This window comes from Streptomyces sp. ISL-100, assembly GCF_018614615.1.
In the GTDB taxonomy this organism is placed as follows: Bacteria; Actinomycetota; Actinomycetes; order Streptomycetales; family Streptomycetaceae; genus Streptomyces.
In genome coordinates this window covers 41,367-65,707 of sequence record NZ_JAGGOK010000016.1, presented here as the reverse complement: position 1 = coordinate 65,707, position 24,341 = coordinate 41,367, and the positions used below count along the sequence as shown (strand labels likewise).

At 69.7% G+C, this 24,341-nt stretch carries 22 protein-coding genes and 3 pseudogenes; 11 read left to right on the top strand and 14 right to left on the bottom strand.

Translation table 11 applies throughout. The annotated features are described in order from the left end of the window. Positions 1-2: 2 nt before the first annotated feature. Complete coding sequence (locus J7E89_RS08930; RefSeq protein ID WP_214970711.1) at positions 3-356, bottom strand: hypothetical protein; 354 nt, start codon at positions 354-356, stop codon at positions 3-5. Between the two features lie 341 nt (positions 357-697). Between J7E89_RS08930 and J7E89_RS08925 the strand changes: the two genes are divergently transcribed. The 3 genes from J7E89_RS08925 (at position 698) to J7E89_RS08915 (ending at position 3,734) form a co-directional block, all read left to right on the top strand. Beyond that, complete coding sequence (locus tag J7E89_RS08925) at positions 698-1,786, top strand: NlpC/P60 family protein (RefSeq protein WP_374196800.1); 1,089 nt, start codon at positions 698-700, stop codon at positions 1,784-1,786. Between the two features lie 234 nt (positions 1,787-2,020). Further along, positions 2,021-2,170 carry a hypothetical protein gene (locus J7E89_RS08920; protein WP_214970708.1) on the top strand — a complete coding sequence of 50 codons (150 nt, stop codon included), beginning with the start codon at positions 2,021-2,023 and terminating at the stop codon, positions 2,168-2,170. 475 nt (positions 2,171-2,645) lie between these two features. After that, the gene (locus tag J7E89_RS08915; protein WP_214970705.1) at positions 2,646-3,734 is read left to right on the top strand and encodes a hypothetical protein; all 1,089 of its coding nucleotides are present in this window, start codon (positions 2,646-2,648) and stop codon (positions 3,732-3,734) included. Positions 3,735-4,243: 509 nt separating this feature from the next. On the opposite strand, the gene J7E89_RS08910 is transcribed toward J7E89_RS08915, so the two are convergent. The 3 genes and pseudogenes from J7E89_RS08910 to J7E89_RS40670 form a co-directional block, all read right to left on the bottom strand. Then, positions 4,244-4,447 carry a DUF397 domain-containing protein gene (locus J7E89_RS08910; RefSeq protein ID WP_214970700.1) on the bottom strand — a complete coding sequence of 68 codons (204 nt, stop codon included), beginning with the start codon at positions 4,445-4,447 and terminating at the stop codon, positions 4,244-4,246. Positions 4,448-4,460: 13 nt separating this feature from the next. Next, positions 4,461-4,574, bottom strand: a pseudogene (locus J7E89_RS40675) (Scr1 family TA system antitoxin-like transcriptional regulator); the annotation flags it as partial. A gap of 28 nt (positions 4,575-4,602) precedes the next feature. Then, positions 4,603-4,734 (bottom strand): annotated as a pseudogene (locus tag J7E89_RS40670) (helix-turn-helix transcriptional regulator); the annotation flags it as partial. A gap of 90 nt (positions 4,735-4,824) precedes the next feature. Between J7E89_RS40670 and J7E89_RS08900 the strand changes: the two are divergent. Both J7E89_RS08900 and J7E89_RS08895 read left to right on the top strand, forming a co-directional pair. Then, entirely contained in the window at positions 4,825-5,172 is a 348-nt protein-coding gene (locus J7E89_RS08900; RefSeq protein WP_214970694.1) for an ATP-binding protein, read from the top strand. Between the two features lie 94 nt (positions 5,173-5,266). Next, a complete protein-coding gene (locus J7E89_RS08895) occupies positions 5,267-5,854 on the top strand; it encodes an NADAR family protein (RefSeq protein WP_214970691.1) in 588 nt (195 codons plus the stop codon). Between the two features lie 5 nt (positions 5,855-5,859). Here J7E89_RS08895 and J7E89_RS08890 read toward each other — a convergent pair whose 3' ends face one another. Then, complete coding sequence (locus J7E89_RS08890; RefSeq protein WP_214970688.1) at positions 5,860-7,137, bottom strand: MFS transporter; 1,278 nt, start codon at positions 7,135-7,137, stop codon at positions 5,860-5,862. Positions 7,138-7,206: 69 nt separating this feature from the next. On the opposite strand from J7E89_RS08890, the pseudogene J7E89_RS08885 reads away from it, so the two are divergent. Further along, positions 7,207-7,605: pseudogene (locus tag J7E89_RS08885) on the top strand (MerR family transcriptional regulator). On the opposite strand, the gene J7E89_RS08880 reads toward J7E89_RS08885, so the two are convergent. Then, positions 7,583-8,269, bottom strand: coding sequence for a response regulator transcription factor (locus J7E89_RS08880; protein ID WP_214970686.1), 687 nt, complete (start codon positions 8,267-8,269; stop codon positions 7,583-7,585). The pseudogene J7E89_RS08885 and the gene J7E89_RS08880 sit on opposite strands and share 23 nt — an antisense overlap. Continuing rightward, the gene (locus J7E89_RS08875; protein WP_214970683.1) at positions 8,266-9,558 is read right to left on the bottom strand and encodes a PspC domain-containing protein; all 1,293 of its coding nucleotides are present in this window, start codon (positions 9,556-9,558) and stop codon (positions 8,266-8,268) included. Before J7E89_RS08875 ends, J7E89_RS08880 begins: the two co-directional genes overlap by 4 nt. A 202-nt stretch (positions 9,559-9,760) precedes the next feature. Between J7E89_RS08875 and J7E89_RS08870 the strand changes: the two genes are divergently transcribed. Further along, a complete protein-coding gene (locus J7E89_RS08870) occupies positions 9,761-11,107 on the top strand; it encodes a PspC domain-containing protein (protein WP_214970680.1) in 1,347 nt (448 codons plus the stop codon). A gap of 165 nt (positions 11,108-11,272) precedes the next feature. Here J7E89_RS08870 and J7E89_RS08865 read toward each other — a convergent pair whose 3' ends face one another. From J7E89_RS08865 to J7E89_RS08840, 6 genes are all read right to left on the bottom strand, one after another. Then, a complete protein-coding gene (locus J7E89_RS08865) occupies positions 11,273-11,770 on the bottom strand; it encodes a DoxX family protein (RefSeq protein WP_251060306.1) in 498 nt (165 codons plus the stop codon). Positions 11,771-11,987: 217 nt separating this feature from the next. After that, positions 11,988-13,253 carry a hypothetical protein gene (locus J7E89_RS08860; protein WP_214970675.1) on the bottom strand — a complete coding sequence of 422 codons (1,266 nt, stop codon included), beginning with the start codon at positions 13,251-13,253 and terminating at the stop codon, positions 11,988-11,990. 100 nt (positions 13,254-13,353) lie between these two features. After that, a complete protein-coding gene (locus J7E89_RS08855; protein ID WP_214970672.1) occupies positions 13,354-14,160 on the bottom strand; it encodes a class II aldolase/adducin family protein in 807 nt (268 codons plus the stop codon). A 49-nt stretch (positions 14,161-14,209) separates the two neighbouring features. Next, the gene (locus J7E89_RS08850) at positions 14,210-14,821 is read right to left on the bottom strand and encodes a Uma2 family endonuclease (RefSeq protein ID WP_214970768.1); all 612 of its coding nucleotides are present in this window, start codon (positions 14,819-14,821) and stop codon (positions 14,210-14,212) included. A 118-nt stretch (positions 14,822-14,939) separates the two neighbouring features. Then, entirely contained in the window at positions 14,940-16,523 is a 1,584-nt protein-coding gene (gene guaA / locus J7E89_RS08845) for a glutamine-hydrolyzing GMP synthase (protein WP_214970669.1), read from the bottom strand. A gap of 625 nt (positions 16,524-17,148) precedes the next feature. Further along, positions 17,149-17,925, bottom strand: coding sequence for a DNA-binding transcriptional regulator (locus J7E89_RS08840; RefSeq protein WP_214970666.1), 777 nt, complete (start codon positions 17,923-17,925; stop codon positions 17,149-17,151). Between the two features lie 291 nt (positions 17,926-18,216). On the opposite strand from J7E89_RS08840, the gene J7E89_RS08835 reads away from it, so the two are divergent. The 4 genes from J7E89_RS08835 (at position 18,217) to J7E89_RS40665 (ending at position 22,432) form a co-directional block, all read left to right on the top strand. Beyond that, positions 18,217-18,696 carry a hypothetical protein gene (locus J7E89_RS08835; protein WP_214970656.1) on the top strand — a complete coding sequence of 160 codons (480 nt, stop codon included), beginning with the start codon at positions 18,217-18,219 and terminating at the stop codon, positions 18,694-18,696. 88 nt (positions 18,697-18,784) lie between these two features. Next, positions 18,785-19,456: a bifunctional 2-polyprenyl-6-hydroxyphenol methylase/3-demethylubiquinol 3-O-methyltransferase UbiG gene (locus J7E89_RS08830; protein ID WP_214970654.1), complete on the top strand. Its 672-nt coding sequence runs from the start codon at positions 18,785-18,787 to the stop codon at positions 19,454-19,456. Between the two features lie 735 nt (positions 19,457-20,191). Further along, positions 20,192-20,500: a chorismate mutase gene (locus J7E89_RS08825; protein ID WP_214970651.1), complete on the top strand. Its 309-nt coding sequence runs from the start codon at positions 20,192-20,194 to the stop codon at positions 20,498-20,500. Between the two features lie 717 nt (positions 20,501-21,217). Further along, positions 21,218-22,432, top strand: a complete 1,215-nt coding sequence (locus J7E89_RS40665) for an LAETG motif-containing sortase-dependent surface protein (RefSeq protein ID WP_251060295.1) — start codon at positions 21,218-21,220, stop codon at positions 22,430-22,432. 100 nt (positions 22,433-22,532) lie between these two features. Here J7E89_RS40665 and J7E89_RS08815 read toward each other — a convergent pair whose 3' ends face one another. Further along, the gene (locus tag J7E89_RS08815) at positions 22,533-24,329 is read right to left on the bottom strand and encodes a GMC oxidoreductase (protein WP_214970648.1); all 1,797 of its coding nucleotides are present in this window, start codon (positions 24,327-24,329) and stop codon (positions 22,533-22,535) included. Positions 24,330-24,341 lie beyond the last annotated feature (12 nt).

Genomic DNA, 24,341 nt, shown 5'->3' with positions numbered 1-24,341 from the left:
GGTCAGGTCCAGAGCACCGCGATGAAGACATTGGCGACGGTCAGGCCGCCGACCGCACCGAACAGCGCCTTCTCGACCTTCTCCTCGTCGCGCTTGACGTACACCAGGCCGAGGATCACCACGAGGATCGCGACCTTGATGCCGATCTTGAGGTTGTTCACCGTCTGATCGTCGGCCTGGTTGAGTCCCACCAGTGCCACGCCCGTGACGAGCATGGTCAGCGCGCCGTGCAGCATCGCCGGATTGAAGCGGGCCGTGCCGGCGCCCATCGCCTTCATCTGGGTCAGGAAGCCGCCGAGCAGCGACGCGATGCCGATGATGTGCAGGCCGACGAAGACATTGATGAGTACGTCCATGAACCGGAGCCTAGCTCTGGCTATAGCAGCCCCGGCGGCCAGGTTCCCGTGCCATCGCCGTATCGGTCGCGGAAGAGCGGAATGCTCGCTGCCGGCGCAGGCCCCTCCCCCAACGGCGTTCACTCAGCTACCTAATTCGAGCACTGTCGGTCATTCCACCGCTGCCCCGTGACCCTCAGGTTTAGCGTCCTTCCCCAGGTGACCGACTCCCCACCGCCGCCTCTCCCCGGAGCGGCAGTCGGACACCACCGCCGAGAGTCCGGCGGCGGCCCCGTTCCCCTGTGCGGGCCGCCGCCGGATGCGAGCGGCTCGACGTACAGCGACGTACAGGACGGAAGGACGTGGACGCCCTCGTGGCCACGCACCGAAAGCCCAAGCAGCGCCTGCTCACCGGCAACACCGCCCGCACCGCCGTCACCCTCGCGCTCGCTGGAGCCGCGAGCGCCACCGCGTTCGACGGCATGGGGCACGCGGAGCCCGCCCTCACCCCCGCTCAGGTGAAGGCGAAGGTCGATCAGCTGTACCACGACGCCGAGGTCGCCACCGAGAAGTACAACGGCGTGAAGGAGAAGGCCGACAACGCCGGCGAGTCCCTGGAGGAGCTGCGCGACGAGGCCGCCCGCAGGACCGAGCGCCTCAACGCGGCGCGCAACGGGCTCGGTTCGCTCGCCACCGCGCAGTACCGCACCGGCGCGGTCGATCCGGCCGTACAGGTGGCACTCACCTCCGACCCGGACCAGTACCTGGAGCGCGCCGCGATCGCCGACCGCGCCGGCGACCGGCAGGCGGCGGCCGTCACCGGGATACGGCAGCAGCTCGGCGAAATCGAGCAGCTGCGGGAGGAGGCGGACAACCGCCTGGACGAACTCAAGGCGCACCAGAAGGACCTGCGCAGGCACAAGTCGAAGATCAAGGAGAAGATCGACGCGGCCGAGAACCTCCTGTCCCGCCTCACGGCGGAGCAGCGCGAGGAGTACGCCCAGGAGGACGGCCACGGCGGTTCGACCGCCGCTACCCCTTCGCGGGCCGACCGGGCCGACCGCACCGCCACTCGCGGCAACCGACCGCCCCAGGCGCCGAACTCCCGTTCCGGGCAGGCAATTTCCTTCGCGTACGGGGCGATCGGCAAGCCGTACGTCTGGGGTGCCACGGGGCCGTCCGCCTTCGACTGCTCGGGCCTGACGCAGGCGGCCTGGAAGGCGGCGGGCGTCTCGCTGCCGCGTACGACGTACACGCAGATCAACGCGGGACAGCGCGTCTCGCGCTCGCAGCTCGCCCCTGGGGACCTGGTCTTCTTCTACTCCGGCATCAGCCACGTGGGCCTCTACATCGGCAACGGCCAGATGATCCACGCCCCCCGCCCCGGCGCCCCGGTCCGGGTGGCGCCGATCGACGAGATGCCGTTCGCGGGGGCGACGAGGCCGGCGTAGGGCTTCTGAGGCTCGCTTCTGACGCTCGCTTCTGACGCTCGCTTCTGACGCTCGCTTCTGACGCTGGCTTCTGACGAGCGGGGCGACGTCGCCGTGAACGAGCCTGTTGAGCCTGTTCCGTGACGAGAGCTGAACCCGTAGGCCGGTCTTAAACGCCCGAGATGGGGTAAGCGGCGTACGTAGAGCAAAACGCACGCCACACCACGTGCCACCACCGCGAACGGAGGGCCGACCATGCCGGGCATCATCAGCCGGATCAAGCAGTACGCACGCAGCCCGCAAGGGCGCCGAACGATCGCACAGGCACGCCGCGCGGCGTCCGACCCCAGGAGGCGCAGCCAGGCGAGGCAGCTGCTGGGGCGGCTGCGGGGCCGGCGGCACTGAGGGCGGGGTGAGCGTTGGGCGGGGGCCGGACGGGCGCCCCGCCGAGCTCACTGGCTGTCGGCTCCTGCGTCAGCGTCTGCGCCAGAGGTGGGTGGGACGCATGAGTTGAATGGGGGGACTCGGGACGGTGTGGCGTCCACCCCGACCGGTGATCGGTTGGGCCCCAAGCAGGTTGCTGGCGTGGGTGGGTGGAAGGGCGTCCAGGGGTTGGTGGTCCGACCGGGCGAGCGGCCACGCTCGCAGGCGGCGGCTCGACACTCGCGGGCGGGAGCGGTTCGATACGAACCCGGCAGAAGGCGACGCAGAGATCCCTTTCGCCTCATTTCAGGCCATCCGGGAGACGTCGGAGTGCGTCAAGTGGTGGTTTCGGTCACGCGGGCCCGACGCCAACTGCCAGTTCTCGGCAAAAAGCACCGCTTGAAGGGTGCACATATCACCCCTGTTCCCTTCCCTCTTCACTCCGCATACTGTGCCAGTGACTCTGGCGACGACTGATGTTCCCCACCCGAAGATCCGTATGGCGAGGCGCCTCGCTGCGGGGATGGGCTCCGTGTGCGTGCTGGTGGCGGCGTGGCTGTTGCTGGTCACCATGAGTGGCGCGCTCGACCAGGAACGCGCCTTCAAGGCCGCCGTCAGCTGCGCGCCGGGCGACCGTGACGACGACTGTCTGTGGACTGTCGCAGCGCGCATCGACCGGACCGAGCCCCTGAAGAGACGGAAGTCGTCCTCGTACTGGTTGTACGTCGCAAAGGCGGACGGGACATCCAGCCGTACCCGTTTCAAGGGCAGTCCGCAGGAGCCCCCGATCGCCCACGTGGGAGGAACCGTCGAAGTCACATACTGGCGGGGACAGATCCGGTACGTCGACTTCGAGTCCGCGCGCCGGTATACGACCGCTGACCCGCGCGGCGACTACAAGCTCTTCTGCGCCTGGGGCCTCGCCATCGGCTTCCAGGGGCTGGCCTATCTGTGGTGCTGGTACTGGTGGGCGCGGCGCTCTCACGTCTCGGTCAGGGCATCCCCCTGGCAGCTCGGTGTCCCGCTCGTGGGTGCGCTCTGCCTCACGGGGATCGGGGCGGCAGCCACGTGGCCCACCGACAGCCCCGGGGCGGCACTTCGTTTCGTCGCACTGTGCACCCCCGTGGTCCTGGCCGGCTGCTCGGTGGCAGCCCTGGTCCTGTGGCGGCGCCAGCGCGGGGACGACACCATCGCTTTGACGCCGTCCGTGCCTGCCACTGAACAGTGCTTCCTGGGCATGATCCTGGGCGAGATCCCTTATGCGGGCAGTGGTGGATACCTGGTGGCCGGGCCCGGCTGTCTGGCGTCGACACCTGACCCGACCGGCGCCTTCTTCCGTCGTGAGGCGCCGCACAGTCTGACCCCGCTCCGCGTCCGTCCGCCCTACTGGACGGATCCCGCCCACCCCGACTACGACGGCCGGGCCCTGGTCCTCGAATGCGAGGACAACGGCGTGCCGGTGTTCATCGTCACCCACAGGAAGAAAATGCCGTGGGTCCTGGGCGCTCTTCAGCCGATACCCGCCACCAACCCACCCCGGCCGTAACCAATTGCCCCCACCCACATCAGCAACGTGCTTGCGGCCCAACCGATCACCGGCCGGGGTGGACGCCACACCGTCTCGAGTCCCCCCATTCAACTCATGCGTCCCACCCGCTCAGACATGAGTCCGCACGTCGACCCGACCGGCCAATCGGCCGCCGTCGTGGGTGCTCGTGGCGTGGGAATGGGGATGTCGCAATCAACGGCCGTCGCCGCAGTCGCTGAGCCTGGGGCCGAGCCGCCCCCTGGACGTCGTGCGCCCCACTCACCGGGCCCGCCGCCCGGCAACGCCACACCAGCCACTCCCCGAGCCTTCCCCGTGGGCTCCCCCCGGGGGCCGCCCCCCAGAAGCATTGCGGCGGAGGGTCGGCGGTCAAGGGTGGAGCGGAGCGCAATCGCCGCAGGCGACGCGACGCAGGAGCGCCCTTGAGGGGCGGCCCTCCGACGCCACCCTCCGAAAAGGCGGCCCCCACAGCAGAGGCAAACAACGCCCCAGGCCCATCAACGCCCCGCTCAGGACACTCCCGCTGCGTACGTGACGAACGCGGCCCAGGACGGGGCGGGCACTGCGAGTTGAGGACCGCCCTTCACCTTCGAGTCCCGGACATGGACGGTGCTGGGGCAGGTGGCGACCTCTACGCAGTTGCCTCCCTCGGTGCCGCTGTACGTCGACTGGGTTTGCGCCCGCGCTGAACGGCAGCACCTGGATTGAGACATGACGGAGCGCGCCGACCTCCAGCAGGTGCAACAGCTGCTCCTTGTGCGCCGCCGGCCCACCCACCGGGCACCGCACGACAGCTTCGTACAGAACAAAGCTGCACTCGACGCGCCCCGCAATACCCATCCGCCACCTGAGGCAGATGCAGCGTCGGCTTTCGCCGCCCCGCCTCTATCGCCTTTACGTACCCGTAGCTGCAACTGGCCTCCTTGGCCAGTGCCTCCCGCGTCACACCCGCCCGCTCGCGCCAGCGCTTGATCTGATTGCCGCAGTACCGCCACGCCATCGGCGGCTCGGGGTTTGCCATGGTTACAACCACCCTCTGCACCGGGGCCGTTACTCCACCCAGCCATGCCGTTTCCGCACGGTATGAGCCATGAACGACCACATCGAGTGGCACTTCCCCCGCCGCCCCCTCCCCCGCAGCGTCGGCCGCGCCCGTACCCTCCTCGTCGGCCAAGCCCGGGCGTGGAAGGTCCCCGACGACGCCGCCGAGACCACGACCCTTCTTCTCAGCGAGCTCATGACCAACGCCCTGCGTCACGCGGGCTGCGCGCCCGGCCGGGAGATCTGGGTGCGGTTGGCCGTGCAGCAGCAAACAGTCGCCATCCTGCGCATCGAGGTCTTCGACGCCTGCGTCGTACTCCCGCATCCGCGCGACGCCTCGCCGGACGACAAGACCGGGCGCTGCCTCGCGTTGGTAGACACGCTTGCCTCGCAGTAGGTAGCCGCGCCGCGTGAGTGCGGGGCCGGCAAGACGGTGTGGTTGGAGGTCAATTGCCTTGAGGCGGCCGACGGGGGTGTGTAACGGTGCGCCCATGCCCAACAACCCTCGCAGCAGCCCTCTCCCCAAATCCGTCGCGGAGGCCATCGCCGCAGAACAGACAACAAACGCGCGCCTGCGCTACCTCTATTTCTGGGGCCACCGGCCAACCCCCGGCACCGCAGCCGGGCCCGGCTGCCTCAGTCAGTGGTGGCCCGTCGAGTTCACCGAGGACGGTCACACCTACCGCTCCGCCGAGCACTACATGATGGCGCACAAGGGCTGGCTCTTCGGGGATGACGAATCCGCCGCCAAGATCCTCCGGGCCAAGACCCCCGCCGAAGCGAAGGCCCTCGGCCGCCAAGTCGCCGGCTTCGACGAGGCGACCTGGCGCGAGCACCGCTACGGAATCGTCGTGCGCGGCAGCATCGCCAAGTTCGGCCAGCACGACGCCCTCCTCCAGTACCTCCTCGCCACCCGCAACCGCGTCCTCGTCGAAGCCAGTCCGCACGACCGGGTCTGGGGCATCGGCCTCGCAGCCGACGACGGACGCGCCGCCTCCCCCACCACCTGGCGCGGCCTCAACCTCCTCGGCTTCGCCCTGATGGACGCCCGCGAGATGCTGGCCGAGGAGGCGGCGTAAGGCCCTCATGAGGTCGCGCTCGTACGTCGCCGCCGCGCCGGGAAACCGTGCATCCGAGCCGCCGTCACCACCAGCAGCACCGGCACCAGCAGTACAAGGACGCTCCACGGGAAGGAGGTCGGGCCGAGGCGGTCGAGCAGGATCCCGCCCGCCAGCCCACCGCCCGCCATGGCCGCGTTCCACAAGGTGACGAGCATGGCCTGCGCGGCGTCCGCCGCGTCGCCCCCCGCGTCACCCACGGCGGTTTGCAGGAGGGTGGGCGCACCTCCCCATCCGAGCCCCCACAGCGTCACCGCGACGTACACCATGGCGGGACTGTCGGCCAGGACCGCCAGGATCGCGGCCGCCACGGCCACCAGGACGGTGCTGGCCACGGTCAGAGCGCGCAACCGGCGGTTGATCTGCGCGCCTACGATCCAGATGCTCATCAGGGACGCGGCGCCGAAGACCAGCAGCACGAGGTCGGTCGAGTCGCCCATGCCGAGCCGGGCGAGGAACGTGGCGATGAAGGTGTAGAGGACGGTGTGGGCCAGCACGAAGGCGAAGGTCACGAACAGGACCGGCGTTACGCCCGGCACGCGCAACGCCCGCAGAACCGGCGCCCGGCGGCCGTCCTGCCGCCGCTCGCCGGGATAGTCAGGGACCGTCGCGGTGATCCATCCCAGCAGGCCGACAGTCAGCGCCGTCATCATCAGAAACGCCACCTGCCAGCTGAGCGCCTTGCCGAGGAAGGTCCCCGCCGGAACGCCCACCGACAGGGCGACCGGTATCCCGGCCATGGCGATCGCGATCGCCTTGCCTTGCAGATGTACGGGCGCCATGCGGCGGGCATAACCGGCGAGCAGCGCCCAGGCGAGGCCCGCCGCCACTCCGGCGACGAAGCGGGCCACCATGGTGAGGGAGTAAGTCTCGGAGAGCGCCGTGACCGTGTTGGCGGAGGCGAATCCCGCCATCGCCGTCAGCAGCAGGCGCTTGCGCCGCCACCCTGACGTGGCCGCAGTCAACGGGATCGCCGTGAGGGCAGTGCCTATCGCATAGATCGTCACCGTCTGGCCTGTCGCAGACTCGCTGACGCCCAGGTCTGCACTCATCGCCGGCAGCAGACCGGCGGGGAGCGTCTCGGTCAGGCTGGTGATGAAGACGGCGGTGGCCAGCGCCAGGAGGGCGGGCAGCGGCAGCTTCTGGGGCTTGGATCCGGACTCGACTCCGGACTCGACGCCGGATTCGACTCCGGATTCGGGTTCGACTCCGGGGCGGGTGAGCTCTGTTGTGTGGTTTCGCATGCTCGATATGCTCGGACCCTCACATTGATGTGAGGGTCAACGCGGCCAGCGAGACGTGAGGCAGGTCACATGCGAATCGGAGAGCTGTCGTAGCGCACCAACACACCCCGGCGACTGCTGCGTTACTACGAAGAGCAGGGCCTGATCGCCGCCGACCGCTCCCCCAACGGCTACCGCGAGTACGACGAGCGCTTCGTCGACCGGGTCATGCAGATCAGAGGGCTGCTCGACGCCGGGCTGCCGACCCGCATCATCAAGCAGATCCTCCCCTGCCTCGACAAGCCCCGCGTCATCCACTTCCCCGACGCGACACCGGAGATGCTCGCCACGCTGCAACGCGAACGCGACCGGATGACCGAGCGCATCGAGTGCCTCATCCGCAACAGGGACGCCATGGACGAGTACCTCCAGACCGTCACACCGGAGCCGGTCGCACCACAGACCGTCACACCAGCCGGCGCGCCGTAGCCCACCGCGTCAGCTCATGCCGGTTCGAAAGCTGAAGCTTGCGCAGCACCGCCGACACATGCGACTCGACCGTCTTCACCGAGATGAAGAGCTGCTTCGCGATCTCCTTGTACGCGTAACCCCGCGCGATCAGCCGCAACACCTCCCGCTCCCGCTGCGTCAGCCGGTCCAGGTCCTCGTCCACCGGCGGCGCGTCCGTCGACGCGAACGCGTCCAGCACGAAGCCCGCCAGCCGGGGCGAGAACACCGCGTCGCCGTCCTGCACGCGGAAGATGGAGTCGACGAGATCCGTGCCCGTGATCGTCTTCGTCACGTACCCCCGCGCCCCGCCCCGGATCACCCCGATCACGTCCTCGGCCGCGTCCGACACCGACAGCGCCAGGAACCGCACCGGGTTCTCCACCGCGCCCATCAGCGGCGCGCACCGGCGCAGCACTTCGACGCCGCCGCCTCCCGGCAGGTGGACGTCGAGCAGTACCACCTCGGGGCGGGTCGCCGTGATGACCGTGACCGCCTGGTCGACGTCGGCGGCTTCGCCGACCACCTCGACGCCGGTCGTCTCGGTCTGCCCGATCTCCGCCTGCACTCCTGTACGGAACATCCGGTGGTCGTCCACCAGAACCACCCGCACTCGCCTGTCCTGCGTTCCCTCGGTCTCGGTCATGCGTCCGCCGCCCTCTCCATCTCAAGCTCGACTTCCGTGCCCCCGTCGGGCGCGGAACGCAGCCTCGCCGTGCCGCCGTTGCGCTGCATGCGGCCGATGATCGATTCTCGTACGCCCATACGGTCGTCCGGCACCGAATCGAGATCGAACCCCGGCCCCCGGTCCCGTACGGAGACGAAGACCGTCCGGCCCTCGACCTCCGCGTACACCTGCACCGCCCCGCCCTCGCCACCGTACTTGGCGGCGTTCACCATTGCCTCGCGTGCGGCCTGCATCTGCGCGACGAGCTTGTCGTCGAGCGGGCAGTCGCCGACGACCACGACCTCCAGCGGTACGCCGTGCTTGTCCTCGACCTCCGCCGCCGACCGCTTGACCGCTTCGGCAAGGGTGGTGGGCTCCTCCGACTCGTCCTTGCCGTTGCCCTCCGGCTTGTAGAGCCAGTTACGGAGTTCCCGTTCCTGCGCCCGTGCCAGGCGCCGTACCTCTCCGGGGTCCTCCGCGTTGCGCTGGATCAGCGTCAGGGTGTGCAGCACCGAGTCGTGCACATGCGCCGCGACTTCGGCGCGTTCCTGGGCGCGGATGCGCATCAGGCGCTCCTCGGACAGGTCCTGGGTCATACGGACCAGCCATGGCCCGGCCAGGAGCGCTATGCCGGTGATGACCGCGAGCGCCGCCGTCAGTACGTTGCCGAGCTGCGCCGCGGAGCCCCGTACGACCAGGAACGCGGTCAGGCCCGTACCGACCAGCGCCACGCCCGCCAGTCCGCGTGCCAGTTGCAGCATGCGGCGGCGGCGGCCGATCTCCATCCAGTGGGCGCGGCGCGCGTTGTCTGCCTGGCGCCAGACGAGTACGACGCCGAGGCCGATCAGCAGCGCCGGCCACACGTACCGCCCGGCCTGGCCTCCCACCTCGACGTTGGTGACGAAGGTGACGGCTCCGACGAGCAGCGCGAAGAGTGCGAAGACCTGGCCCTTGTCGGGCTTGCGGAGCTTGCGGCGCCCGTCGGGTGCGGTCTCGAAGGCCGAGCGCGGCGCGTCCACGCCGCCGACGCCGAGGGGGACCACGAACCAGAAGACGGCGTACAGCACCGCGCCAAGACCGTCCGAGAGGAAGAGCGCGAGGAAAACGATCCGCACCCAGACCACCGGCAGTCCGAGATGCCCGGCAAGCCCGCGCGCGACACCTCCGAGCATCCGCCCTTCGGCGCTGCGATAGAGCTTGCGCGGCTGCGACTCCTCCGGTTCGGGGCCGAGGGGGCTCGCGGCTCGGCGGGGCGTGGCGACTGGCATGCCCCGATGGTCACATGTACGGGCGGGTCCGGGCATCAGGGTCGGTCCCCCACATACCCCTGACTCCCCCACACACCCTGACCAGCGGGCCGCGGGCCTGTCGCCCCCGCCCGCCCCGAGGCCGTGAGTCGGGGTGGAAATCAGGGATCGTCCAGGGTCGGGGCGGGTGCCGCGGCGCCGTACCGCCCCCCACCATGGACGTATGACACAGCCGTACGACGCCGCCGCTTCCCCGGCATCCGCCGGAGAACCACCGCCACCACCACTGCCGCTTCGCCGCAGCAAGCGGCAGAAGATGGTCGGCGGCGTGTGCGGCGGGCTCGGCCGGCACTTCGACCTCGACCCGGTGATCTTCCGGATCGGTCTCGGCGTCCTGGCCGCCACCGGCGGTCTCGGCCTCATCTTCTACGGCTTCGCCTGGCTCTTCATCCCCCTCGACGGCGAGGACGAGAACGAGGCCCGCCGCCTGCTGACCGGCCGGGTGGACGGCGCCACGCTCATCGCCGTGCTCTTCGCTCTCGTCGGGTGCGGCCTCTTCCTCTCGATGCTGAACAATGGCAGCGTCCTCGGCTTCGCCGTGCTGCTCTCCATCGCCCTCGCCGGCGCCACCTACTGGTCCCAGCGCCGCCGCCTCACCGACCCCGAAACCGGCCCGGTCGACCCGGTGGCCGCACAGGCGGCCGCCGTCGCGCCGCCGGAGACGCAGGCGCCGCCCGTGCCCGGGGCGCCCTCCTGGTGGCGGGATCCCATCGTCAAGGACGGCACGACGGGCCCGGTCGGCACCGGCTATCTGTGGGGGCCCGAGGGCGCGGTCGTGAACGAGGCGCCGGACCGGGACCGGGGTGCGGCCCCCGCCCTTCCCCCGCAGCAGCGGCGCGATCCCGCGACGCGCGGGCCGCGCGGCATCGGCGGCCGGGTGTTCCTGCTGGCGGTACTGGCGGCCGGGCTCGGCACCGGCCTGTCGTGGGACGCGCAGCCGCTCGGCACGAGCCTCCAGATCGGCCTGTCCTGCGCGCTCGCCGTCTTCGGGCTCGGCATCACGGTGAGCGCGTTCCGCGGCCGTACGGGCGTCGGCACGATTCTGCTCACCCTGATCACCGCGCTGCTGCTGACCGGCGCCGCCGCGCTGCCGAAGCAGATCTCCACGGACTGGATGCGTACGGACTGGAAGCCGGCCTCGGTCTCGGACGTGCGGCCGCGGTACGAGCTCGGGTCCGGCGTGGGCACGCTCGACCTCAGCGGCGTACGCGTGCCGGCGGATTCCTCCGTGGCCACCCGGGCCGAGGTCGGTGCCGGGCAGCTCAGGGTCGTCGTACCGAAGGACGTGAGGGTGGAACTGCGCATGCAGGTGGGTGTCGGTGACATCCAGCTGCCGGGAGAGAAGCGACAGGACTTCGACGTACGGACGGACCAGGACCGGCGCCGGACACTGGAGCCGGAGCCGGAGCCGGCCAACGGGCGGCCGCAGAGTGGCAAGCCCGCCGGGACACTCCAGCTGCATCTGGAAGTCGGCGTCGGACAGGTGGAGGTGACCCGTGCCGCGAAGTGACGCGCACCAATTCAGGCCCGGCAAGCTGATCAGCGGCCTCGTCGTGCTGGGCACGGCAGCGGCGTACACGGCAGACGCCACGGGCGCATGGCAGGTCCCGGCCTACCTCGCGCTCCCCGTCATCTGCCTCGGGCTGCTGCTCGCGGGCGCCGCGAGCTGGGTGACCTACAGCGTGCGCCGGCGGCGCGCCGCCAGGGCCGCGTCGATGGAGAGGAACGCGGCGCCCGCGAGCACGAGCGGCAGCCAGGCCATGAGGTAGATCAGGTCGTTCCCGTAGTAGTACGGGTCGGACGACCAGCTCACCGTCAGCCACAGGCTCAGCGAGATCAGCGCCCCGCCGAGCGCGGCGAGGCGCGCGAGCAGTCCGATCAGCGTGCCGATGCCGACGGCGAGTTCACCGAAGCCGATGGCGTAGCCGAAGCCCTCCGGGTTCTTGAGCGCGAGGTCCACGAGGGCGGGGATGGCCGAGGTGTCGCGCACGCCGCGCATCATCTCGCCGACCGAGCCGGTGCCGCTCGCGGACATGAACTGACTGTCCGTCAGCTTGTCCAGGCCTGCGTAGATGAAGGTGACGCCGAGGAAGATGCGCAGGGGCAGGAGCGAGTAGCGGCGCGCCGTGGCCCGCAGGCCGCCGCGCCCGTACGGCCCGTCGCCCATGCGCATGCCCATGCCTCTGCCCGCGCCCATGCCCGTTCCCGCCATGGTGCCGTTGCCGCCGGTTCGATACCCGTGGCTCATGGTCTGGTCCCGCCTCTCCGAAGAGTCAGCGCCGCCCGTACGGCGCGGGCACGATTGTCCCCTCGCGCCCCTCGAAGAGGGATACGTATGCAGCGGTGATCCGGCTCAAACGGCAGGTAGACGCAAGACGCGGCTCAGCCGCTCAGTCGGTGACGTCGATCGTCACCCGGTCGGTCTCCGCGCCCGCCGCCGTCACCACCTGCACATCCACCCGGCCCGGCTCGACCTCCACCGGCACGGGCACGGTCAGCACCGTGTCCGTCGGGTTGGCGAAGCCGCCCGGCACCGGGATCAGCGGCACATGGACGTGCACTGTCCCGATCCGTACGACCATCCGGGCCAGCCGGTCAGGGGTCCCCGCGCCCGGCGGTACGAAGCCCGCACCGCGGATCTCGATGTCGTCGCCGGTACGGATCGGCGCGTCCAGATCGCCCGCCTCCCTGGCCCGTACCACCGACAGGACCACCGGACGGCCACCTTCCGCGTACTTCCCCGCGAAGTACGTCGCCGCCGAGACCGCCACCAGTACGGCCAGGCCCCACGGCAGATCGGGCAGCTGCTCGGGCCGCCGGGCGAGACGTACGGCGGCGAAGACCACCGCGACCGCGCTCACCAGGACGTACTGCACGTCGGCGAAGTTGCCGCGGCCCGCGTCGTCCGTGAGCAGGTCGGCGGCGCGGGGGCGGTCGGCCCGTACCTTCTGCAGACGTTGCGAGAGGACCCGGACGGTCACCACCTGACGTACCACGACGGCGATGGCGCAGGTCAGCGCGAGCACGGTCAGCATGCCGAGGCCACGGGCGAGTTCGAGGCCCGCGATCAGCTCGTCGCGGTCGGCGTGGTCGGAGGCGCCCGCCAGCTGGATCGCGATCACCAGCACTGCGAAGACGATGAGCAGCACCCAGCTCGCGGCGACCGCGCGCGAGGTCGACAGCCGGTTGTCCTCGCCGATGAGGGGCGCGAGGAGGCCGCCGCGCGCCCGGTGCATGCGCGCCGCGCCGGTCAGCAGGGCGGCGGTGACGAGCGCGGCGATCAATCCCGCGGTGCGGGCCATGGTCCAGCCGGCGCCGATGGCGGTGAAAGCCTCCGCGAGCAGCAGCACGATCACCCCGCCCCACACCACGAACAGCGTGCTGCGCCACACCATCGCGAGCCACGCCTCGCCCGCCTCGCGGCTGCGCTCGGCGACCGCGCGGGCCGACTGCGTCAGCTCGTCCGACACCCACTGGCGCGAGGCGCCCGCGGAGTGCGCGACGGCGGCGGGCAACCCCTGACCTGCGGCAAGTCCGTCGCGCTTGGCCAGGAAGGCGGCGACGGCGCGGCGGTGGCCCTCGCGGGCGCCGTGCGGGCAGTCGCCGCACGTACAACCGCCACTGTGCGTGCTCTGTCTTGCCTCTTGCACAGCCACGGAAGCTTTCCGCCCTCTCGAACCCGCTGAAGGGAACTTCCCTCCGGTGTAGGGGAATTCTGCCGTACGGAGGGACGCCCGCGCTCCACCCGAAAGAGTGCTACGCGAACAGCTCCGGTTCGGTGCGGCTGATCCGGCGCCACAGCGGCTGGTGGTTGATCCACGCGACGAGGTCGCTGCCCAGCTGGTCCCGCGTGGCAACCGCGTCCTTGTGGTCGATCAGTACGGGCCGTCCCGCCGCCCGTGCGGCGAGCTGCACCTGGCAGCAGCGCTCCATCGAGATGAACCACCAGGCGGCCGCGTCCACCGAGTCCCCGACGGTCAGCAGCCCGTGGTTGCGCAGGATGACGGCCTTGTGCGGCCCGAGCGCGCCCGCGATCCACCGCCCCTCCGCCTCGTCGACGGAGACGCCCGTGTACGCGTCGTACAGCGCGTGGTCCTCGTAGAACGCGCACGCTTCCTGGGTGATCGGGTCGAGCAGCTCGCCCAGCGCGGACAGCGCACGGCCGTGGACCGAGTGGGTGTGGGCGACGGCCACGACGTCCGGCCTGGCCCGGTGGACCCGTGCGTGGACCATGAACGCCGCCTGGTTGACGTGGCGGGCGCCCTCGACGACCTGCCCGTCTCCGTTGACAAGGACCAGGTCGCTCACGGTCATGTCGGCGAAGGCGAGCCCGAAGGGATTCACCCAGTAGCAGTCGTCGTGCTGCGGGTCGCGCGCGGTGATGTGCCCCGTGACGCCTTCCTCGTACCCGTACTGCCCGAACAGCCTGAGCGCGGCGGCCAGCCGTTCCTTCCGGTACTGGCGCTCCTCGGCGGCGGTCGCGTGGGTGGGCGGCATCGCGAAGGCCAGCTGCTCGACGGGAACTGGAACCGGAACCGGTACGGGCGCGGGTATCTCACTCATGGGCCGGAAGCTACCGCGCGGTACAGGAGCTGAACAGAGGCGTGCGTTATCAGTCGCCTCCACGCCGACGGCGGTTGATCGCGGTGAGATCGATATCGATGTCGAACGGGACCGTCAGCTTGAGCCTGTTGTGGTGGATGCCCGTTGGAACGTAGGCCTTGAGCGCCGGATCGAGCTCGTAGACGTACACGACAGGAAGGCCATCGTTCTCTTCCACGCGCCAGTAGTGCGGCACGCCTGCCCCGGCATACTTCCGGGGCTTGACCTCGCGGTCGCGCTCTTCTGAGTCCTCGGAGACGACCTCGACAGCCAAGATGACGTCTTCGGGCTTGAGGTAGGTGCTCTTCGGGCCGGTATCCGCTCCGATCGGAACCACGAGGACGTCCGGCTCAGGCCGGTTTCGCTTGTTCAGCTTGATGCTGAACTCCCGAAAAACGTCGAGCTCGTCCGAAACCTGATCCAGGAGAGCGTTCTCCAACAGACGCATGGTGCGCATGTGGAAGGTAGTTTGCGGACTCAAGAAGACGAGGCTCCCGTCGATCAGCTCAGTACGCCTGGGCAAGTTCGGAAGCCGGTCGAGATCGTCCGCAGTCCAGCCGCCCGCCGGGGGTACTGGATAGTTGTACTGCTCGTCCAGTTCGTACTCGGGCGCGGCGCTCATGATTGCTCCCATGCGACGGAGTCTCGCGTGCAAAGTCAGCGTACCCACCGGGAACGCCGACGCCGCCGCCCAAACGAATGAGCGACGGCGTCGGCGTTGACCTATGGGGCGGCGGGGGTTACTCCCACTCGATCGTGCCCGGCGGCTTGCTCGTCACGTCGAGCACCACGCGGTTGACGTCCGCGACCTCGTTCGTGATGCGGGTCGAGATCTTCGCCAGTACGTCGTACGGCATCCGCGTCCAGTCCGCCGTCATCGCGTCCTCGGACGAGACGGGGCGCAGCACGATCGGGTGGCCGTACGTCCGGCCGTCACCCTGGACGCCCACGGAGCGTACGTCCGCGAGCAGGACGACCGGGCACTGCCAGATGTCGCGGTCGAGACCGGCCGCCGTCAGCTCCTCGCGGGCGATCGCGTCGGCCTCGCGCAGCAGGTCGAGACGCTCCTTGGTGACCTCGCCGACGATACGGATACCGAGGCCGGGGCCGGGGAACGGCTGACGCTGGACGATCTCCTCCGGCAGGCCGAGCTCCTGGCCGACCATCCGGACCTCGTCCTTGAACAGCTGGCGCAGCGGCTCGACGAGCTCGAACTCGATGTCGTCGGGCAGGCCGCCCACGTTGTGGTGCGACTTGATGTTCGCGGTGCCGGTGCCGCCACCGGACTCGACCACGTCCGGGTAGAGCGTGCCCTGCACGAGGAACGCGACGTCCTCGCCCTCCGCGCCGGCCTCGGCGACGATCTCCGCCTGGGCCTGCTCGAAGACGCGGATGAACTCGCGGCCGATGATCTTCCGCTTCTCCTCGGGGTCGGAGACCCCGGCGAGCGCGTTCAGGAAGCGCTCCTGCGCGTCGACGACCTTCAGCTGTACGCCGGTGGCCGCGACGAAGTCCTTCTCGACCTGCTCGGTCTCGCCCTTGCGCATCAGACCGTGGTCGACGTACACGCAGGTCAGCTGGTCGCCGATGGCCTTCTGTACGAGCGCTGCCGCGACCGCTGAGTCCACGCCGCCGGACAGGCCGCAGATGGCGCGCTTGGTGCCGACCTGCGCCTGGATGGCGGCGATCTGCTCCTCGACGACGTTGTGCGTGGTCCAGTCGGGCTCGATGCCCGCGCCACGGTAGAGGAAGTGCTCCAGGACCTGCTGGCCGTGCGTGGAGTGCATGACCTCGGGGTGGTACTGCACGCCGTACAGCTTCTTCTCGTCGTTCTCGAAGGCGGCGACCGGCACGACGTCCGTGGACGCGGTGACGGTGAAGCCCTCGGGCGCGGCCGAGCAGGCGTCGCCGTGCGACATCCACACCGACTGCTCGGTGGGGGTGCCCTCGAAGAGCGTGGAGCCGGCCTTGGAGACGGCGAGAGGGGTACGCCCGTACTCGCGCGCACCGTTGTCGTCGACCGCGCCGCCGAGCGTCGTGGCCATCAGCTGGAAGCCGTAGCACATGCCGAAGACCGGGACACCGGCCTCGAAGATCTCACGGTCGAGGGTCGGGGCGCCCTCGGCGTACACGGAGGACGGACCACCGGAGAGGATGATCGCCTTGGGGTTCTTGGCCAGCATCTCCGCCACCGGCATGGTGCTGGGGACGATCTCGCTGTAGACCCGGGCCTCACGGACACGGCGGGCGATGAGCTGGGCGTACTGCGCGCCGAAGTCGACAACGAGGACGGCGTCGGGGGCGGCGGGGGGCACTGCTGGCACGGGGCGGCCTTCCGGCGGTGAAGGGTGTCGGGACTGTCAATTCTAACGGGGATGCGACATTCCCCTTGTCTCACCATCCGAGTCCCAGACCACGTCTACCTCCTGACCTGCTACGCAGCGTCCGGAACCCGGCCAGAGGGCACGGAGAGGGCACTACTGCCGAGGAAATCCTCGACGGCGGCCCTGGTGTCTTCCTCATCATCCGGGAACAGGTGCGCGTACACGCTCATGGTGACGGCCACGGTGTCCCCAGCCAGGCGGCAACCGTCTTCGGACCTTGCCGTGCGCAATGAGCACGCTCGCGTACGTATGGCGAAGATCGTGGAGCCGGGCCCGTCCGGCGCAGGATATCCACGTGTCGGACCTGAAGCCCCAGCAGCTCGCTCGGCTGGAGACCACTGCCCGCAGCAAGGGTGATCAGCCCCCCGACACGCGCCCCACGGTCTGTCCTGCCCGCCAACTGGAAGATCGTGCAACACAGCCTGCAACCCACTCTCAGGCTCCGTCGTGCCTGACAAATCACACGGTGTGCCTCGGTCCGGAGCGACTTCCAGGTCCGCAGATGCGTGGGGCGATGCTGTCAGCGTCGTCCAGGAGGACTGGGTTCACGATGACGCGACCTCCCCTACCCCTCCGGCGGTCGGCTGTACTGCTGAAGTGTTGCCTTCGAGGTAGAGGTGTCGATCAGCCGCAGCTCCCACGGGCCGGTGTTGACGTCGAAGTCCTTGCCGAAGCCCACCCACTTGCCTGCCATGCGACGGCCGGTCGGCTCTACCAGCATCTGGATCGCACCGTGGTAGCGAGCTCCGTTGTAGTAGCCGTCGGCGGCCGTCTGCTCGATCCATGACCCGGTGACAACACTGCGGTCCACGGTCAGGTCCAGGGTGAGCGGGCTGTCCGGGTTGGAGGAGCCGCCGGGGAGGCTCTGGCCGGTCAGCCGGTTCCCGTGCTGGAGCAACACGACGTAGTGCTGCCCGTCGTAGGTCTCGTCTCGGGAGGACGAGTAGAACTCATACCGGGAGAGCCAGATGCCCGAGTAGTTCACGTCCGGCGGCGGTGGCTGCGTGGTCGCCGTGGCGGCCTGGATGCCTTCGGGTCCGGGGTCCATGTCGTGACCTCCTTGCGGATCGGGGTGGACTCGGGCCTGCGGTACGGGCGGGGTGAATCCGAGGGATTCGACCGGGCGGCCGGTGACGTGTTGGAGCGCGCGGGCGTAGACCGGGCGCGGGGCACGGCTGGTGCCGGCCTCCCAGCGCTGCACAAGACGCTTGGACGCGTCGTTGGGTTCGTCCAGGTCCTCGCCTGCACGGCGCAGCGCCTTCGCTAAGTCGTCCTGGGACATGCGCAGGCCGATCCGTACGGCCCGCAGGACATCGTTGGGTGCGGTCGCGGCTGTCGTCATGGCTTCGACGGTAGCCCCAACCAGCGTCTAATGACACCGAATTGACGCCTCCGAGTGACGCCCAAATGACGCCTTCCGTGCCGCCGCGATGACCAGGCCTCGACGCCGACGATGAGGTCATGCCGATCCGCATCGACGCCTACACGGTGAGAGCCGACGGGACGCGTACCGCACACCGAACCCTCTACGAGGGGGAAGGCGGCCCGCCTCCCACTACGAACGTCATGCCGATCTGCATATGCCCGCGCTGCCGTTCGCAGCGCCCCGCTGCAACCGGAAAGGGACAACCAGGTGACGACCACCCTTGAGCATCCCCCGATCCACCGCACCGAGCCCCGCGCCTTCCTGCCCCGGGAGGTCTGGCAGGGCCTCACCGCCGACGTGATCAGGGCGCACCCGGGAACGAGCCGGGTCCTGGCCGAGCGGATCATCGGCCAGACCGTCGCGTTCCTGATCGCCGGAACGACGACCGACGAGCCGCTGTCCCCCTCCGAGCAGGTCGACTGGGGCTGGCACGCCTTCCTCCTCCGCACCCAGGCGTACAGCGAGTTCTGCCAGCAGCACGCGGGCCGCTTCCTGCACCACCACCCTGGCGTCCCTGACGCGGCCGAGACCGGTGGGCCCGAGGCGATCCGAAACCGCACCCTGATGGCCGTCGGTGCGGCAGGCTTTGACGTGGACGTGGACGAGGACCTGTGGCCCGCAGCGGCCGAGTGCTCGCAATGCCACCAGGGCTGCACCGACAGCCCGGTAGGCGGAAAGAAGCAGTAGCCAGGAAAAGCGAGGTGCGGCCCGCCCCCGGTCCCATCCGGTGGGCGGGCCTGCCCGTACGTAACGACAAACGAGGACAGAGGGACAGGTGCGAGAGCAAGACGCAGGTGCGTGGGATGTGTGGGGGGCGTCCAAGGCTGGCCGCAACGAGAGGAACGCGGCCGGAGCGTCCACCTGGTTCAACTGGACGCAGTGGCCCGACCACGGCCCCGACGAGAAGATCCTCGGGAACATCGTCGGATCACCTGTCCTCGACCTTGGATGTGGCAGCGGTGGGAACCTCGCCCATCTCGTCGCCCTCGGGGCCGACGCGGTCGGAGTGGACATCTCCCCAGTACAGATCGCCAGGACGCGCGAACGCTGGCCGCACCTCGACGTCAGGCAGGAGACAGCCGAGGAGTTCCTCGCCGCCGACGACTACCAGTACACGGCCGTCTGCTCCGTGTTCGGGGCCGCCTGGTTTACCGACCCCGCCGACTTGCTTCCGCTGGTGCACGAGCGCCTGACGCCCGGCGGCGTTTACGCGTTCTCCCACAACCCTCCGGCGCTCGTGGGCTGCTACGGCCCTCAGGCGTCGCAGATGCAGCCGCCCGAGAAGGGCGCGGAACCCCTGTATGTGAAGCGCTGGGACTACGAGCCCGCCCGATGGGCGGAGATGCTCAAACAGGCCGGGTTCACCGACGTGACGGCTGAGGTGATCGAACCCCCGGCGGGGAAGCGCACAGGAACGCTGCTCGTCCGGGGCGTAAAGGGCTGCTGAGTGGGCCGATAGCATCCGGGCCACTGCCGTCACGCCTTCCCCCGTGGGCGTGGCGGCGGCCTTTGGGTGCGCGATCAGCGATGTGGCCTCTACTGGAGCCAGAACGTCCCCCCGCCTTACTTCGGCCGCACGATGCGGATGTACTCCAATGCGGCGGCGAGGCGCGCAGCCGGGCGGCGGCAATCTCCCGCAACCTTCGGGACCCAGCTCCGACAGGTTGTATTCGAGCATCTGCGGATCGCTGAGGTCGTACCCCGGCGGCCTGGAAATTTCGTCGATCAGCTCGACGACGCGGGTGAAGTCCTTAGTCCTGACGGCGTCGACGTCTTCGACGGTCTCGATCTCGACCATGGTGATCACTTCTTTCCGGGTTATGCGTTCAGCGGGGGGAAACGTCGACAAACGTTGGGACGTACTGGGACGTGTTTTTTGCACGTCATCCACCCTGTGGCGACGTCCGCCCAGGTCAGCTCATGGCTGCTTTCCCCTTGTCTCACCATCCGAACCTGGCTTTGGCCGCCCGTCGGCGGCAGGACATACTGGTTCCATGCACAAGCAGCTGAGCTTCCTCTTTACCTATGGCACCCGGTCCGACCGGTGCCATGGTCGAGCTGCTTGAGCTACTGACAAGCGACTTCACAGGCGCCCCGGGCCGACAAGGCCCGGGGCGTTCTGTCATTCCCGGGCCTGGCCGCCCCGGGGGGCCGTACCCCTTCATACAGAGGAGATACGGACATGAGCACCAGCACACCCACCGCAGCCGTCACCGCCGCCGACAAGACCGGCGCCCGCACCGACGAGGCCGCGGACCTGATCGGCAACGCCCGGGAGCGCATCGACTCACTCGACGACAGGATCATCGGTCTCATCCAGGAACGGATGGCCGTTTCGGCCGTCATCCAGGAGGCCCGCATCACCTCGGGCGGGCGCCGCGTGAACCTGTCGCGCGAGATGGAGGTGCTCGGCCACTACAGGGACGCTCTCGGGAAGCCCGGCACGGCGCTCGCGATGACGATGCTGGAGCTGTGCCGGGGCCGTATCTGAGTTCGGGCGCATCCTCACCCGTACGGCGCGTGACCGGGCCCCGCGGGGCTTCGTTGGTCCCGGTGTCCGCGCCAGCCAGGGGCGGGCGCGCAGGAAAGAACCACGCGTGGCTCCGCCGGGGCGTGCGGCGTACTGCAAGTGCGTCGTGGGACCTCGTCCCGGCGCGCGTGACCGGTCGGCAGGGGACAGCTAGCCCGGTCACCCAAGGCGGTCGGTTCCGGGGACGCCCGGAACCGACCGGCCGTGTCCCCAGGCCGGGTCCCGGGATGTCGTCGAAACTGTTGCGTCCGCCGCGGCAGATCCCGCACGATGCAAAGGCAGCTCGCGCGCTCCGGGCGGTCGCTGACATTGGTCGACACCACTCGTGCGCCCCTCGTGCGCCGGGCAAGCTCCACCAGCTCCACCAGCTTCACCTCAAGAGCCAGCGGCGCACCCCCCGGCGCCGCCCCCGCGGCACCGGCGCTGCCCTGACGCCGGTGCTGACGGCCTGGGGCCCCGCGGATCTCCCCCGTCCGCGGGGCCCTTCGCTTGCGCGGGCGGGCTGCGGCGGGCGCGTGACGCACGCCACATGAGAAACCCATGAGATTCCGCGCAACCCTTTACTCCCGTCACAGGTCATCCATGCGAACCAACGGCCACCTGTGCACCCCCACACCACGGCGGCCCTCACATCTCGTACCGCAGCTTGCGCGGTACGCCAGACTTCCTGAGGTCTAAATGAAGCTTCGCCGCGCCATGGCCCTTGCGGCTGCGACGGCCGTCATAGCTCCTGCCGCCCTGCTGGCCGCGCCGGCCGCGTACGCCGAGGGAGAGCCCACCACCACCTCGCAGACCGAGACGACCGACCCGGGCGAGGCCACCGACCCCGGCGCGACCGACCCGGCCGAGGAGAACGACCCGGTCGACGCGACCGACCCGTCCGAGACCGACCCGGGCGAGGCAACCGATCCTGGCGAGACCGACCCGTCCGTGGAAGAGCCGCCGACGGACCCCGGGACGGACCCGGGCACCGACCCCGCCGGTGACCCGGACCCGTCCGACACGGACCCCTCCGTGGAGGAGCCGCCGACGGACCCCGGGACGGACCCGGCCACCGACCCCGTCGGTGAGCCCGACCCCGACCCGGCCACGGACCCGGCGTTCGACCCCGGCAGCGAGACCGACCCGGAGGGCGAGGAGGACCCGGGCCAGGAGCCCGAGGACCCCGAGCCCGGCACCGAGCCCGGCGACGAGGACCCCGGCACCGACCCCGATGAGGACGACTGGGGGATCTGTGAGAACTCCGACCTCGAACTCGCGGTCAAGGGTCTGCCGGGCAAGATCGCCGCGGGCAGCGGCTGGCGCCAGTTCAGCCTGAACGTCTACAACTCGTCGGACAAGGACGTCTCGGACGTCTACTACTTCGCCGGGGCGTCCTTCGACAAGGACGGCATGGAGCTCATCAAGTCCCGCCAGGTCACCCTGCAGGCCTACAACGAGGAGCTCAACACCTGGGACGACCTCGTCGACCAGGAGGGCAACGCCGTCGGCTACGTCGGCGAGTCCAGCAAGATCGAGGCCGGCTACGAGGTCGACATCAAGCTGCGCCTCAACGTCAAGGCCAGTGCGCCGGCCGGCACCGCCTTCACCCTCGGCGCAGGTTTCTACACCGGTGACGAGGACTGCTCCGGCTTCGCAGACGTCTCGTACAAGTTCGAGATCGTCCCGGCCGGTACCAACACCGTGGGCACCGAGCCCCAGGAGGGCGGCAAGGCCCCGGTCCCGAGCGAGAAGCCGACCGAGAGCACGGTCCCGGCCGTGACCGGCGCCCTCGCCGAGACGGGTTCCTCGTCCACGATGCCGATGTTCGCCCTCGCGGGTGGCGCGGCCGTGGCGCTCGGCGTCGGTGCGATGTTCGTCGTACGCCGCCGCCAGGCCGGTTCCGAGGCCTGACACGGCCCGTATGACCCGGTGACACACCGGTAAGGGCTCGATAGAGACCGGCAAGAGGCGCTGCACTCGGAGGGGGGTGCAGCGCCTTTTGCCTGCCCGCTCAACTCTTGGGCGGGACGGCGGGTATGCCGAGGAACGGCAGCTTCAGCGCGCCGAAGGCCTCCTTCGGCACCGCCGGCGCCTTCGGTTCGATCGCCGCGAGGCGCTCGTACGCCGCGTCCTGCGCCGGGCGGGCGTCCGGCTCGTCCTTGTTGGGCCAGTACGACATGGCCCGCTCCGCCTGTGCGGTGATCGTCAGCGACGGGTTGACGCCCAGGTTGGCGGAGACGGCCGAGCCGTCCACCACCGAGATGCCCGGGTGTCCGTACAGCCGGTGGTACGGGTCGATGACGCCCTTCTCCGGCGAGGCGCCGATCGGGCAGCCGCCCAGGAAGTGCGCGGTCAGCGGCGTACCGATGAGCTCGCCGATGTTGCTGCCCGCGAAGCCGTTGATCTCGTCGGCGAGGATGCTCGCGGCGCGCGCCGCCTCGGGGATCTGCTTCGGGTTGGGCGCGCCGTGGCCCTGGCGGGCGGTCAGCAGGCCCTTTCCGATGCCTCCCGGTTTGCGGTACGTCGTCAGGGAGTTGTCCAGCGACTGCATGACCAGGCCGATGATGGTCTTCTCCGACCAGCGGTGGTTGGAGAGGGACCGCGCGGTCAGCAGCGGGTGTCTGACGACGTTGCCGAGCCAGCCCAGGGCGCGGGGGAATTTGTCGGCGTACGGCACCTGGATGACGGACATCGCGCCCATCGCGTTGGAGCCCTTGCCGTAACGGACCGGCTCGATGTGGGTGTTGGCGTCGGGGTGGATCGAGGACGTGATGGCGACGCCTCGCGTGAAGTCCGCCTTCTTCGCGCCGGTCTTCGCGCCGTGCTTCTTGCGGTAGCGGCGGTCGGTGGTCTGCGAGCCGACGAGCGCCTCGGAGTTGGTGCGGGTCAGCTCGCCGAGCTTCGCGGAGATGCGAGGGAGGTCGCCGCGGTCCTTCATGGTGTGCAGAAGGGTCTGGGTGCCGTACGTACCGGCGGCGATGACGACCTGGTGGGCGCGCAGGGTGCGGGGCTCGGCCTTGCGGCGGGCGTCGGTGGGGACGGTGGCGACGCGGTAGCCGCCGTCCGGGTGCTCGGTGAGGCCGACGACGGAGGTCATGGGGTGGACGACCGCGCCGGCCTTCTCGGCCAGGTAGAGGTAGTTCTCGTTGAGGGTGTTCTTCGCGCCGTGCCGGCAGCCGGTCATGCACTCGCCGCATTCGGTGCAGGCCCTGCGGGACGGGCCCGCACCGCCGAAGTAGGGGTCGGGAACCTCCGCGCCGGGCTGTGCCGTTGAATCACCGTCGGCGTCCTGCCCGTCGCCGTAGAAGACACCCACCGGTGCCATGTGGAATGTGTCGCCCACTCCCATGGCCTCGGCGGTCGCCTTCAGGTGTACGTCGGACGGCGTCATGGTCGGATTCAGGCGCACCCCGAGCATGCGCTTGGCCTGGTCGTAGTACGGCGCGAGTTCGTCCTGCCAGTCGGTGATGTCCGCCCACTGCTGGTCCTGGAAGAAGGGAGCGGGGGGTACGTACAGCGTGTTGGCGTAGTTGAGGGAGCCGCCTCCCACACCCGCGCCCGCCAGCACCATGACGTTCCCGAGCAGGTGCACGCGCTGGATGCCGAAGAGGCCGAGCGCGGGCGCCCAGAGGAAGTTCTTGATGTCCCAGGAGGTCTTGGGCAGGGTCTCGCGCGTGAAGCGGCGGCCCGCTTCCAGGACGCCGACCCGGTAGCCCTTCTCCGTCAGGCGCAGGGCCGATACGGAACCGCCGAAGCCGGATCCGACGACGATGACGTCGTAGTCGTACACAGAGCTCTCCTGTGGCATTGGCGCTCCTCG

Excerpts from the sequence above, each read along its gene's own strand:
- J7E89_RS08930 (WP_214970711.1), bottom strand. The coding sequence starts at position 356 with ATGGACGTACTCATCAATGTCTTCGTCGGCCTGCACATCATCGGCATC.
- J7E89_RS08920 (WP_214970708.1), top strand. The coding sequence starts at position 2,021 with ATGCCGGGCATCATCAGCCGGATCAAGCAGTACGCACGCAGCCCGCAA.
- J7E89_RS08910 (WP_214970700.1), bottom strand. The coding sequence starts at position 4,447 with ATGTCTCAATCCAGGTGCTGCCGTTCAGCGCGGGCGCAAACCCAGTCG.
- J7E89_RS08900 (WP_214970694.1), top strand. The coding sequence starts at position 4,825 with ATGAACGACCACATCGAGTGGCACTTCCCCCGCCGCCCCCTCCCCCGC.
- J7E89_RS08895 (WP_214970691.1), top strand. The coding sequence starts at position 5,267 with ATGCCCAACAACCCTCGCAGCAGCCCTCTCCCCAAATCCGTCGCGGAG.
- J7E89_RS08890 (WP_214970688.1), bottom strand. The coding sequence starts at position 7,137 with ATGCGAAACCACACAACAGAGCTCACCCGCCCCGGAGTCGAACCCGAA.
- J7E89_RS08880 (WP_214970686.1), bottom strand. The coding sequence starts at position 8,269 with ATGACCGAGACCGAGGGAACGCAGGACAGGCGAGTGCGGGTGGTTCTG.
- J7E89_RS08875 (WP_214970683.1), bottom strand. The coding sequence starts at position 9,558 with ATGCCAGTCGCCACGCCCCGCCGAGCCGCGAGCCCCCTCGGCCCCGAA.
- J7E89_RS08870 (WP_214970680.1), top strand. The coding sequence starts at position 9,761 with ATGACACAGCCGTACGACGCCGCCGCTTCCCCGGCATCCGCCGGAGAA.
- J7E89_RS08865 (WP_251060306.1), bottom strand. The coding sequence starts at position 11,770 with ATGCGCATGGGCGACGGGCCGTACGGGCGCGGCGGCCTGCGGGCCACG.
- J7E89_RS08855 (WP_214970672.1), bottom strand. The coding sequence starts at position 14,160 with ATGAGTGAGATACCCGCGCCCGTACCGGTTCCGGTTCCAGTTCCCGTC.
- J7E89_RS08850 (WP_214970768.1), bottom strand. The coding sequence starts at position 14,821 with ATGAGCGCCGCGCCCGAGTACGAACTGGACGAGCAGTACAACTATCCA.
- J7E89_RS08840 (WP_214970666.1), bottom strand. The coding sequence starts at position 17,925 with ATGACGACAGCCGCGACCGCACCCAACGATGTCCTGCGGGCCGTACGG.
- J7E89_RS08825 (WP_214970651.1), top strand. The coding sequence starts at position 20,192 with ATGAGCACCAGCACACCCACCGCAGCCGTCACCGCCGCCGACAAGACC.
- J7E89_RS40665 (WP_251060295.1), top strand. The coding sequence starts at position 21,218 with ATGAAGCTTCGCCGCGCCATGGCCCTTGCGGCTGCGACGGCCGTCATA.
- J7E89_RS08815 (WP_214970648.1), bottom strand. The coding sequence starts at position 24,329 with ATGCCACAGGAGAGCTCTGTGTACGACTACGACGTCATCGTCGTCGGA.